Annotated in this window: 10 protein-coding genes and 1 pseudogene; 10 read left to right on the forward strand and 1 reads right to left on the reverse strand. The window is 42.3% G+C overall.

Annotated elements, in window-relative coordinates; genetic code table 11:
* The coding region (locus ACH0QE_RS02125; protein WP_415799096.1) for an STAS domain-containing protein at nucleotides 1-808 on the reverse strand (808 nt) is incomplete at its 3' end.
* A gap of 288 nt (nucleotides 809-1096) precedes the next feature.
* Here ACH0QE_RS02125 and ACH0QE_RS02130 point away from each other — a divergent pair.
* The 10 genes and pseudogenes from ACH0QE_RS02130 (at nucleotide 1097) to ACH0QE_RS02175 (ending at nucleotide 12565) form a co-directional block, all read left to right on the forward strand.
* Nucleotides 1097-2242 (forward strand): exonuclease SbcCD subunit D, encoded by a 1146-nt coding sequence (locus tag ACH0QE_RS02130; protein WP_415799097.1) that lies wholly within the window; start codon nucleotides 1097-1099, stop codon nucleotides 2240-2242.
* The gene (locus tag ACH0QE_RS02135; RefSeq protein WP_415799098.1) at nucleotides 2239-5376 is read left to right on the forward strand and encodes an SbcC/MukB-like Walker B domain-containing protein; all 3138 of its coding nucleotides are present in this window, start codon (nucleotides 2239-2241) and stop codon (nucleotides 5374-5376) included. The genes ACH0QE_RS02130 and ACH0QE_RS02135 overlap by 4 nt, the downstream gene beginning before the upstream one ends.
* Before the next feature lie 141 nt (nucleotides 5377-5517).
* The gene (locus tag ACH0QE_RS02140) at nucleotides 5518-6579 is read left to right on the forward strand and encodes a DUF3900 domain-containing protein (RefSeq protein ID WP_415799099.1); all 1062 of its coding nucleotides are present in this window, start codon (nucleotides 5518-5520) and stop codon (nucleotides 6577-6579) included.
* Between the two features lie 151 nt (nucleotides 6580-6730).
* On the forward strand, nucleotides 6731-7219 hold the full coding sequence (locus tag ACH0QE_RS02145; protein ID WP_415799100.1) for an NUDIX hydrolase: 489 nt from the start codon (nucleotides 6731-6733) through the stop codon (nucleotides 7217-7219).
* A gap of 30 nt (nucleotides 7220-7249) precedes the next feature.
* The gene (locus ACH0QE_RS02150) at nucleotides 7250-8029 is read left to right on the forward strand and encodes a class I SAM-dependent methyltransferase (protein WP_415799101.1); all 780 of its coding nucleotides are present in this window, start codon (nucleotides 7250-7252) and stop codon (nucleotides 8027-8029) included.
* Between the two features lie 144 nt (nucleotides 8030-8173).
* On the forward strand, nucleotides 8174-8926 hold the full coding sequence (locus ACH0QE_RS02155; RefSeq protein WP_415799102.1) for an SDR family NAD(P)-dependent oxidoreductase: 753 nt from the start codon (nucleotides 8174-8176) through the stop codon (nucleotides 8924-8926).
* 42 nt (nucleotides 8927-8968) lie between these two features.
* A pseudogene (locus ACH0QE_RS02160) lies at nucleotides 8969-10582 on the forward strand (long-chain-fatty-acid--CoA ligase).
* Between the two features lie 78 nt (nucleotides 10583-10660).
* On the forward strand, nucleotides 10661-11224 hold the full coding sequence (locus tag ACH0QE_RS02165; RefSeq protein WP_415799103.1) for a TetR/AcrR family transcriptional regulator: 564 nt from the start codon (nucleotides 10661-10663) through the stop codon (nucleotides 11222-11224).
* A 120-nt stretch (nucleotides 11225-11344) separates the two neighbouring features.
* Nucleotides 11345-11746 carry an acyl-CoA thioesterase gene (locus tag ACH0QE_RS02170; RefSeq protein WP_415799104.1) on the forward strand — a complete coding sequence of 134 codons (402 nt, stop codon included), beginning with the start codon at nucleotides 11345-11347 and terminating at the stop codon, nucleotides 11744-11746.
* A 39-nt stretch (nucleotides 11747-11785) separates the two neighbouring features.
* Nucleotides 11786-12565, forward strand: a complete 780-nt coding sequence (locus tag ACH0QE_RS02175) for an SDR family NAD(P)-dependent oxidoreductase (protein WP_415799105.1) — start codon at nucleotides 11786-11788, stop codon at nucleotides 12563-12565.
* Nucleotides 12566-12609 lie beyond the last annotated feature (44 nt).

Genomic DNA, 12609 nt, shown 5'->3' on the forward strand with positions numbered 1-12609 from the left:
AATTACCTTCTGTCATAATATCTGAAAAATCAATTCCCAGCTGGACAGCTGTTTGTGCAACCTCTGGCCGGATTCCTGTTACGATGGATTGAACGCCAAGCAGCTTTAAAGCATCCATAAGCTTGAAGATTTGATGGGCAACCATCGTATCAACCATCACTACTCCTGACAAATCCACTATCAAAGTATTGATTCTGGAATCAATGCTTTGTGTGAGAGTTGACTCCATTAAGCCTTTTGCTCTCGTTGTATCGATTTCACCAATCAATGGCAGAAGACCGACTTCCTTTGTCAAGCTAATGACTGGTGCGCTCAATTCTTTAATTAGAATTGCTTGAGAGGCTAATCGATTCATAAGGATTTCCATAAAAACCACTATAAAACTTTCAAAGACATAATCAAGGGTATAATTGATTTTTGCTTCCCATGCGAAAACGTCGTCCAGTGTTATCTCCATATCCGCCTGTTTTACGAATTTTTGAACGTATTCCCAATATACCCGGCGGAAAACACCTGAATTCCAAGCGACTTCTGTCAGGTCAGTTTTAGATTTAATCCGGTCTGCTGCAGTCTGGCTCGTCCAGGCAGAAATCGTTTTCTTCATCTCTTCCTCAGTTTGATAAAGTGATTTCGCCACAAGACGAACATAATTTGAATTCTGTTCCTTCACCTTGTCCATTACTTCTGGCGGAGCGTCAGCAGAGTAATCTGACCCCTTAATAACCCGCTGGCGTTTTAGCCAGTCATCGGTAAAATTAGTGGCATTGTCGACAAGAAACTTGTATAACGCCTCTGTTTTTGTATCCATTTTAATCCCTGCTTTTTTGATTAGTCGTTAACTCTATTGTGAACAACATGAACTGAAAAGTCAAATTTCAAATATAATCACTAAAAGTTATCCCAACAAACTAAACTTGTGGAAAATTCAGGTAGATTTTAATGAGGTAGTCTGATATAATTAGAACAAACGTTCTATTATTCTTTCCTTTTTTTGAGTGCCCATTAAATTTTTGAGTTTGATATAATAGTAGCATTGTCAAATTGGCTTTTAAAAATAATGAAAAATAGATATCTACTTAAAACAGGGGGGATTAGCATGAAATTTATTCATACGGGTGACTGGCATCTCGGAAAGCTTGTCCACGGAATGTATATGACCGAAGACCAGCGAGAAGTATTGAATCAATTTATTGAGCTTGTCGCGGAAGAACAACCTGATGCTGTTGTAATTGCAGGCGATTTATACGACAGGTCCGTACCGCCAACTGATGCTGTAGAACTTCTTGATGAAGTGCTCTTTAAAATCAACGTGGAGCTGAATACGCCGATTGTTGCTATTGCTGGCAACCATGACAGTGCAGAACGTCTATCATTTGGCAGTTCATGGTACCGCCATAATCATTTTTATCTTACTGGGAAATTGACGAATGACTTTAGGCCAGTACATATAAACGGGTTCAATTTTTACCAGATTCCTTATGCTGAACCTGGCGTCGTACGGCATATGCTTGACGATTCTTCGATCCATTCCCATCAGGATGCGATGAAGGCAGTGATCGGAAAAATTGAAGAAAACCTGAATCCTGACGAAGCAAATGTTTTTGTTGGACATGCTTTCGTTCTCGGTGGTGACTCATGCGATTCAGAGCGTTCATTATCTGTCGGTGGTTCTGGCTGTGTCACCCAGGACCTGTTTGACCCATTTGCTTTTACTGCGCTTGGTCATCTTCACAGCCCCGACGCTATCAAACATGACAAAATAAAATACTCAGGCTCCCTATTAAAATACTCTTTTTCAGAGGCTAAACAGCGCAAATCGATTTCTATCGTTGAAATGAACGAAAACGGCAGTTTTGATATGCGTTACAGGACCCTGAAACCGAAGCAGGATATGCGCGAATTGGAAGGCCACCTCGAACAGCTTCTGGATCCTTCCTTTTATGAAAAAGAAAATATTAATGATTATTTAAAAGTAACTTTGCTTGACGATGGCGCCATAATCGACCCAATGGGCAAACTGCGCCAGGTCTTCCCGAATGTCCTTCATCTTGATCGTAAAATTGAATCCATTGACCAAAAGCATAAGCAGCACTTCAACTCGATCAGGGAAGAAAAAAAGTCGGAGCTGGAGCTTTTCGAACAGTTTTACAAGGAAATGACGACAAGCGAATTTACTGATGATAAACGCAATGTCATGACAGATGTGATTGGCAAAGTATTGAAGGAGGAGGGACAAAAATGAAACCTCTGAAACTGACGATGCAGGCCTTTGGGCCATATGCCGGTGCGGAAACAATTGATTTCAGGCAGCTTGAAAACCGGACAATGTTTGTCATTTCTGGTAAAACAGGTTCTGGAAAGACAACCATTTTTGATGGTATCAGTTATGCGATTTACGGCAAGGCAAGCGGTGAGGATCGGAATGGTCCCGATTTGCGAAGCCAGTTTGCAGATGATGAGTTATTGACAGAAGTTACGCTTGAATTTTCCTTGCGTCAAAAGACATACCAGATTACCAGATCTCCGCAGCAGGAAAAGAAAAAGAAGTCTGGTGAAGGAACGACTACTGTCGGTGCAAAAGCAGAACTTTATTTAATTGATGAAAACGGAGAACTGCAATTGCTTGCTTCGAATGTTCGCGAAGTGGACGAAAAGATCAAAGAGATCATGATCATCGACAGCAATCAATTCCGGCAGATTCTGATGATTCCCCAGGGGGAATTTCGTAAGCTTCTAACGTCGGACAGTAAAGAAAAGGAAGTCATACTACAAAGACTTTTCCATACGGAAGTCTATAAAAGAGTAGAGGAAAAGCTTAGAGAAGAAGCAACTGTCCTGAAAAAATCGGTCGAGGACCAGATTGAGAAAAGGAATTCAGCCCTTCGCAGCATCAAGGCTGTCGAAAATGAAGAATTGAAGGAATATGTAGAAGCCGGCAGTACAAATGATGTCCTGATCCTTCCTCTATTAAAAGAAGAAATTAGCGCAATGGAAACAAAACTTGAAAAGTTGAACAAAGACCGTGAAAAGCTTCAGCTGGACCGCGATAAGATGCAGCAGCGTTTGTTCGAAGCTGAAGCAACCTTAAAACAAATCCAATCACTAGAAACCCTGAAGATGACAAAGGAAAAGCTTGAAGCCCAAAAGGATTTTTTTGCAGAAAAAGAAAAGCAAACATTGCTTGCAAAAAAAGCAGCTCTTCTGGATGCCCAGGAACAGCTTTGCCACCGACTTAAGGCCGACCTAGACAGTATAACAAACCAGGTAAGTGTGATCACGAAGCGAATTGAACAGTTAACAGTGCGACTCACATCAGCCGAAAAAGAACACGAGAAACAAATCGATCGGGAACCTGAGCGAAAAGTAGCTGCTGAACAGGTTAACAGACTTGAAAATATGAAGGAAGATGTCCATGCGTTCGCCAGCATAGCTTCACAGTTTGCAGAGCTAAAGCAAGCACTGGAATCATCGATACAGAACCGGGAGAATAATGTAGCCCAGCTTAAGTCAACTGAAGAGCGCCTTAAAGTCTTGCTTACAGAAAAGGAAGATGCCGAAAAGGCCCAGATTGCTTATCTGGAGAATGACCGAAAATTGGAAAAGATACTTCTGGAATTGGACAAGCTGAAAAAGCTGGGCAACCACAATCAGAAAGTCAAACAGGTTCGGTCGAGCTTTGAAACCCGCAAAGGTCAATTTAACCAGGCTGTTTCCAGACTGAATGATGCCAAAGCCGCAGTAGAAGCTCTTGAGCAAAAATGGCTGCATTCACAGGCTGCTGTTTTGGCTGCTTCCCTGCATGAAGGTAGCGCTTGCCCCGTATGCGGATCAGAAAGTCATCCTGAACCAGCGAGAGCAACTGAAGGCTTCATCCCGACAGAAGAAGATTTAAAAGCTGCACGAGAGCAGATCACTGGTGTTGAAAAAGAGAAGAGTGCTGCTGAAAAATCTTATATCGAAACAGAAACGACTTTAAGGTCATTGATTGAAACAAGAGAAGAAATGATGGCTGAGATCGTCAAATTCCGTCCCGACTTTGTTGTTAACCAGTTAGCTGATACCATACTACTGACTGAAAGTGATGTTGAAAAGCTGCAAAATGAGCAGAAACAACATTCGATAAAATTAAAAGGCTTGGAAAAAATCAAATCTGAAATCAAAAGGTTTGAAGACGACAGGGAAAGGCTGAATAAGCAGCTGAAAGCTCTCGATGAAAGCTATCAAAACATGATGATCCAGTACACTGAAAAGAAAACCAATCTCGATAGAATGACTGAGAAAATACCTGAACAGCTTCGTTCACTGCAAGTATTCGAATCGAAAATGAAATCAGCACGACTCTTGCAGAAGCAGCTTGATGACGAATTGGAGCAAGCCCGCAAGAATTATCAAGAAGCGAAAGAACTTCTGGGAACCGAAAAAGCGCGGAGTGAAGAGGCTGAAAAGAGATTGAAAGAAATAGATTCGCAATTGACAGCCGAACGGGAAACATTCAAAAACAATATGACAGCACAGGGCTTTGAAAACTATCAGGCCTATCACCAGGCGAAAATTCCAGAACAGGCTATTCAACAGCTTGATGCTGACATCTTGAGTTATCGGGAGGAAGTCAGATCAGTGACGGATCGATTCGCAGAGCTGTCTGATCTGTTAAAAGATGTTAAGAAGCCTGATATGGAAACACTTCAATCAGAATTCGCACAATTAAATAAAATAATCAAAGAAACAGATGAAGCATACCAGGATTTGAATCTGAAAAAACGCGATAATCAATTTGTTCTGGAACAGGTAGACTCTTTGAATGAGCAAATGAAGGTGCTTGAGGAAAAATATAAGCTAGTCGGCCATTTATTCGAGATTTCAAAAGGTCAGAACACCTACAGGATTACGTTCGAGCGCTTTGTCCTGGCAGCTTTCCTTGATGATATTCTTGCAGAGGCTAATGTAAGACTCAACAAGATGACGAGCGGACGATATCGATTATTGCGAAAAACTGATCGTTCAAAAGGCAATGTACAGAGTGGGTTGGAGCTCTTGGTTCTTGATGCATATACCGGACAGGAGCGCCATGTAAAGACATTGTCTGGCGGAGAAAGCTTCAAGGCGGCGTTATCACTAGCCCTGGGATTGGCCGATGTTGTCCAGAATTACGCAGGTGGAGTTTCATTAGAGACAATGTTCATCGATGAAGGCTTCGGAACCCTTGATCCAGAGTCCCTGGACCAGGCCATAGAAGCATTGATCGATATCCAGAGCAGCGGGCGACTTGTCGGAATCATCTCCCATGTACCAGAGCTGAAGGAACGGATTGACGCAAGGCTCGAAGTCATATCCACCCAAACAGGTAGTAAAACAGAATTTCATTTAATGAATTAACTGAGAAATACAGCATCTTGAAATAGGTGCTGTATTTTCGCGATTATTCAGCAGTCTCCATAACCAGAAGTATAAGCTAATTGGTTTGGAGTCCTGTTACTAAGCAAGTAACAAAGACATACATCAGCAGGGAGTTTGATCATGGAATTTGAAGTTCAATATTTATCATTTTACGTAGTACAAGTCGAAGGCAAAGGCGAGCAGGCTGATAAAAGATATAAGCATTTCCAGACATTGAATGAGGAAGAATATGAATCTAGCCATCTAAAGGATTTTCTTGATGGCGAGTTCGCAAAAATCGTCAAGCGCAAGGTAGATCGCCACCCAAAAACAGATGAAGTTCCTACTAAGCTCGGCTACTTCATCGTTGAGGAGGGTCATGATTTAACATCCAACCCAAATTACAACCTATTCCATCGTGTCCGTTTTGCGGAATCAAAGGAAGACTTCCAGCAAGAGAGTGAAAAATTCGCCATTGCCTACGTAGATACAAGCGCAGTAAGAGGCGGGGCTTTCATTGTAGCAAGAGCAAAGCTTCGCAAGTTTTTTGATGATGCATTCGTGTTCATCCTGAAATGCGATTTTGAACCAAAGGTTGCCTCTATTTCCGATGAATCGACATTGATCCGGCAGGTGGAAATGGCGATAACGACAAAAAACATGAAATCAATACAGTATCCCTATATGCCAGAAGAGGGAATGATCCAAGATAATGAACTAAAAATCAACCAGTCCTCACATGCACGTTATTTTGAAGACTTCCTTAAATATGTAGAGTATGGCCAGTCAATGCCTGAAATCGTAAAGACTCAGGTTATAGAAATGGTTCGCGGGCATATGGAAGAAACCTTCGAGCCAGAAAGTGAAGAACGGGAGCAGCTGGAGAACGCAATGGAAATTTGGGCGGCCAGCGAAAAACGCGAGCTCCAGGAACGCTTCGAACCCGAGCAGGTCATTGAAGCGGCTGCACAGCTTATCGAGCATACCCCTGAATTGGAACTGAAGATGAAGCTTGACCACATTTCGGTAAAAGGGTTGCTGGCTGATTACGGTGACAGCATCCATCTGGCAAAGGTTAATGGAAAGTATGTGATCATGATCGAAGCCGACACCATTACCTTCGAAAAAGGCTTTTCCCCGGTAGAATTTGCAAAATCGGATGAAATCGGCACTGTAGTTGAAAGAATCAAGCAAAAAGGCTAACCTTTCTTATACACAGAAAGGCATTTAATATTAGTCATACACAGAAAAGCATTGGCATAATTGCCAGTGCTTTTTTTACTTCTTGTCATCAATTTTATTTTTTGGTTACAATTGGAAAGAAGGAATGGCATAGCAGTAAGGAGGCTTAGGATTGGTTACTACATATGTAAACTGGAACAATGCAAGAGTAAAGTTAAGCTGGCAGACAGATGCTCAACTTCCACCGAGGGATTTGATCAGCAGTGTCCATGGTTTCTGTTTTCACAATGGAAAGGTGTTACTGGTAAACTTGAACCATCGCGGATGGGATATGACTGGCGGTCATATTGAGGCAGGTGAATCAGCTGAGGAATGCTTTAAGCGAGAGACTATGGAAGAGGCCAATGTTTCTGGTGATTGCAGTCTTTTAGGTTCAATCATTGTTGATCATAGTGAAAACTCGCAATGGAATGAAAATAGTCCATACCCCAAAATCGGGTTCCAGGTGTTTTACCGGATGGACATAAAAGATATACATGATTTCGATGCAGGATATGAATCCTCTGAAAGAATATTTGTCGATCAAGAGCAGGTCCGCGAGTATTATCATGATTGGCATGAGCTGTATGAACACATTTTAAATTATGCTGCTAATAGTTAATAAGAGATTAAGAGAGTTAGGGTGAATTCAATGGATGCAATTAAACAAAATAGTCTTGCATGGGACAAGAAGGTTGAGAGTGAAGCAGTTTATACTAAGGCTGTTTCAAGAGAAGTAATTGAAAAAAGCAAAGCGGGTGAATGGGAAATTACAGTTACGACTGGAAAAACAGTCCCTAGAAGCTGGTTTCCACAATCGTTGGCAGGATTGAAAGTTCTTTGTCTTGCTTCTGGAGGCGGACAGCAGGGTCCTGTTCTGGCTGCAGCAGGAGCTGATGTTACGGTTGTTGATATTTCAAAAAAGCAGTTGGAACAGGATGAGTTTGTTGCGAAAAGAGATGGACTGACTTTAAGTACCTTACAATGCAGCATGACAGACCTTTCGCCATTCAATGATGAGGAATTCGACATGATCATCCATCCAGTGGCCAATGTTTTCGTTGAAGACATCTTACAAGTCTGGAAGGAAGCTTCAAGAGTATTGAAAGACAAAGGAACGCTAATATCTGGCTTTACTAATCCTATCTTATTTATCTTTGATGATGAGGAGGACATGAAAGGGAACCTGGTGGTAAAAAATAAAATTCCTACCTCGTCTCTTGACAACCTGACAGATGAAGAAAAAGAAGCATATATGAACTATGGCAATACGATAGAATTCGGCCATACATTAGAGGACCAGATCCAGGGTCAAATTGAAGCCGGCCTGGTCATCGCTGGATTGTATGAAGACGATTTTGGCGGCAGAAGACCACTGGATGAGTATATTAAATGTTTTGTCGCAACAAAAGCAGTTAAACTAAAGTTATAAATCGCTTAAGCCCTAAGAACCCTTAGGGTTTTTCCTAATATATTTAGAATATTTAGACTAATAGTTGAATATTTCAATATAAACGTTATAATAAAGATGTTAATACATACCGACCGGTTAGTAGAAAGGTTTAGGGGGAATAAAATGAGATTAGGAGACAAGACGGCAATTATTACTGGCGGAGCCAGCGGAATAGGCCGTGCAGCCGCTCTTCGATTTGCGGCGGAAGGAGCTCAGCTGGTGATTTCCGATGTGAACGTTGATGGCGGGCGAGAGACGGTTCAGCTTATTGAACAACAGGGAGGCAGCGCTCTTTTTTTCGAAACAAATGTAAGCGATTCCAAACAGGTGAAAGAACTCGTTTCAACAACTGTTGAAGCATATGGAAAGCTGGATATTCTCTTTAATAACGCAGGCATAGGCAATCCGGATGTTAAAAGTGTGGATCTTGAGGAAGAGGATTGGGACAGGGTTATAGATATTAACCTTAAAGGCGTATTTCTAGGCATCAAGCATGCTGTTCCTCAACTGAAAAAGGCTGGTGGTGGAGCAATCATCAACACTTCAAGCTTGCTTGGCATCAAAGGGCAAAAATACCTTGCCGCTTACAATGCGTCCAAGGCTGGAGTCATACTCCTGACCAAAAATGCTGCGTTAGAATATGGCAGGGACAATATCCGTGTAAATGCAATTGCCCCGGGTGTCATTGATACGCAAATCATAGAAGGCTGGAAAAGTGATGAGCGAAAATGGCCGATTATTTCGAGGGCCAATGCCTTAGGCAGAATCGGAACACCTGAGGAGGTAGCAAATGCGGTCCTGTTCCTTGCCTCCGATGAAGCTTCCTTTATTACTGGTGCCACTTTGTCAGTCGACGGCGGTGGACTGACATTTTAGCCATATACAATTAAGTTATATATTTTGAATGGGGGAAATTAAATGAGCGAGAAAAATGTCTGGCTTTCCAAGTATCCTGACTCCATTGCATCCACTATCACTATTCCTGAAAAATCATTGCCGCAAATGCTTCGAGAATCAGCTGAGAAGTATCCTCAAAATAATGCTTTATCCTTCTATGGCAGGAAAGTTAACTATGAACAATTGTCCCAGACTGTGACACATTTTGCCTCAGCACTTCAAAACAGATGAGTAGACACTGGAGACAAAGTTGCCGTCATGCTTCCAAACTGTCCTCAATATGTCATTTCGTATTTTGGCATATTGACCGCAGGAGGGATTGTCACCCAAGTTAATCCAATGTCGGTTGAACGTGAGCTTGAATATATCCTTAATGATTCAGGCGCGGAAACGATTGTCGTGTTTGATGCCCTCTATGCAAAGGTTAAGAGTGTTCAGGCTTCTACAAAACTAAGAAATATTATTGTTGTCAGTCTCCAGCCTTCTGAGCATGCTTTTGCACCAGATACAAAATTTGAAGTGTTCTTATCAGAAAGCAGCGGCAGGACATCCGTAGTGGATGTTGACCCAGCAGAGGATGTCGCTGTCCTGCAGTATACCGGCGGAACGACAGGAAGATCCAAGGGAGCGATGCTGACACATCAGAATCTGCTTGCCAATGTCCTGCAATCATATGAATTTTTCAAGAATGATATCAAACCTGGTGTAGAGCGTTCGTTAACGGTCATTCCCCTGTTTCATGTGTTTGGGATGACAGCCTGTATGAATCTATCAATCTATACAGGGGCAGAGATTATTTTGTTGCCGCGCTTTGATCTGGAAGAGGTCCTGAATACGATAAAAAATGAGCAGCCGACCATGTTCCCAGGTGTGCCAACGATGTACGTCGCTATCACGAACCACCCGAAAGCAGAGGAATATGGAATCGGCAGCATAGAAATTTGCAACAGCGGCAGTGCGCCAATGCCAGTAGAGCTGCTAAAAGAATTTGAAAGAAAAACCGGTTCAAAAATCCTTGAAGGCTATGGCCTTTCGGAGGCATCGCCAACTACCCATTGCAATCCAAGCTTTGCGGAGAGAAAGCCTGGCAGTGTCGGTATCGGCATGCCATCAACAGAATACAAAGTTGTCGATCTGGCAACAGGAACAGAAGAAGTACCAACTGGAGAGCTGGGTGAAGTAATCATCAAAGGGCCGCAGGTTATGAAGGGCTACTGGAATATGCCAGAGGAGACAGCAAACACATTAAGGGATGGATGGCTCTTTACAGGGGATATAGCTAAGGTTGATGATGATGGTTATCTGTATATTGTCGACAGAAAAAAAGACATGATCATCGCGAGCGGCTACAATATTTATCCGCGTGATATCGAGGAAGTATTGTATGAACACCCAGTTGTCCTGGAGGCCGTTGTCATTGGCATACCGGATGAATACCGTGGGGAAGCAGTCAAAGCCGTTATCGTTTTAAAAGCAGGCAAGGAAGCGACTGAAGATCAGATCAAGGAATTTTGCCGGCAAAATATGGCAGCATACAAGATTCCGAACGTCGTAGAGTTCCGTGAACAGCTGCCGAAGACAAGTGTAGGCAAGATTTTACGCAGAGCACTAAGAGAAGAAGTAAAAAGTAAATAATTACTTCTACTCGATGGGACAGGGGGTAAAATATGGTATAATTTCTGTGCAGACTAGTAGGATTGCGAGGACAGCAAAGTGAAAGAAAAAATTACCGCACACAGCATAAAATTATTTGAGAAAAAAGGTTTCAGTGAGACATCCATTCAGGATATTGTCGACTCACTCGGGGTGACGAAAGGTTCATTTTATTATTACTTTTCCAGCAAAGAAGAGTTACTGATGGATATACATCTGAGATATATTGACGAATTACTTGGCCGTCAGGAAGAAATTCTCTTAGAGCAATCAACAAGTAAACAAAAATTGTTCGATATCGTTTATATGCTGATCAGCAGCATTAAGTCCAAAGGCGCATCCGCAAAAATCTTTTTCAGGGAAATGCGTCACTTGAGTGATGACAGACTGGCGCAAATTGTGGCAAAGCGGGATCAATTCAGGTTGAATGTGGAAAAGCTGGTCCGAGAAGGAATTGACAGCGGCGAATTCCGCAAGGATTTGAATCCCGCAATTGTTACATTTGGCATACTGGGTGCAGCGAACTGGAGCTACCAGTGGTTCAATCCAATGGGGAAGGTATCTGATCGGGAAGTAGCCGAGATTTTTGTCGAAATGATCCTAAAGGGAATCGAAGTCAATTGAAGAATAATGTAGAGAGAGGCTTATGCAAGCCAAGCCTCTTTCTATGCTGGTTACATACCAACCGGTTAGTACGAAAAAATAATTTGTACTAAAATACAGCGGAGAGAAAGAGGGATAAACATGCAGGAGATCCAGGTACAGGCTCGATTTGGCGAGACTGATGCACTAGGACATATTAACAACACCAGTTATTTTGTCTATCTTGAGGAGGCAAGGATCCGTTTTTTTGAGTTATTAGGCTACAGTATGGAATTGAATGACTGGAAGTTCATTTTAGCTTCCACTAAATGTGATTTTGTCAGCCAGGGTTATTTCGACCAGCTATTAACTGTTAAAACCTATGTATCGAGAATTGGTTCAAAAAGCTTCCAGCTAGAACATGACATTATTTGCTCGCAAACGCACCAGCTGATTGCAAAGGGAAACGCAATCATTGTGTATTATGACTTTACAAATCAAAAGAGTGAGACTTTGCCCGATTTGCTAAAAGAAGGGCTGAAAAGCTATTTATTGCACGCTTAAATAACTGAATATTCCGTATATAATTAGGAGGTGACAGGAATGAGATTTGCAGAAACGGTGGTTCTTGTTACAGGAGCGGGGAGCGGAATCGGGAAAGCGGCAGCCGCCCGGTTTGCCAGCGAAGGAGCAAAAGTAATATTGGTTGGGCGTACGAAATCTAAGCTGGAGATGGCAGCGAAAGAAATAAATGAATCGCATAAGCTTCCCAGGGCAGAAATCTTTTCTGCTGACGTAACAGATGAAGAAGATGTCAAGGAGTTAGGACAATTCATTGAGGAGCAATTTGGCGAGTTGCATGTCCTAGTGAATAATGCAGGCGGTTCGGTTCACTCAAGAATCATGGAGACCTCAGCTAGTGATTGGGACTTTGTACAAAATACAAATTTAAAAAGTGTTTTCCTGGTCTCGAAAACGCTTGGGAAACTCATGGCAAAAAGTTCAGAGAAGGAGGGAGATTCTTCTCAAAACCGGTCGATCGTCAATGTAGCCAGTTTATCCGGACACCAGGCAGGTGCGCATATCCCACATTATAGTGCTGCTAAAGCTGGTGTCATCAATTTTACAAAAGCAATGGCATTGGAATTGTCTCCTTACGGGATCAGGGTCAATTCCGTATCACCTGGTTTCGTGGAAACTCCCCTGACTGAGCAGGGGATGAAGAATGAACAATTTGTTAAAGCAATCAGAAGAAATACAGCTCTAAGGCGAGCTGGCAATCCCGATGAAATTGCGAATGTGATTGCTTTTGTCGCATCAAGTGAAGCTTCTTACATGACGGGTTCTGACATTCTCGTTGATGGCGGCTGGTTGATTAAATAAGTTTACGATTCTATTAAAATTTGAGAAAGGGTGAACGCTTTGAC

The organism is Mesobacillus sp. (assembly GCF_047739415.1).
Lineage (GTDB): Bacteria > Bacillota > Bacilli > Bacillales > Cytobacillaceae > Mesobacillus.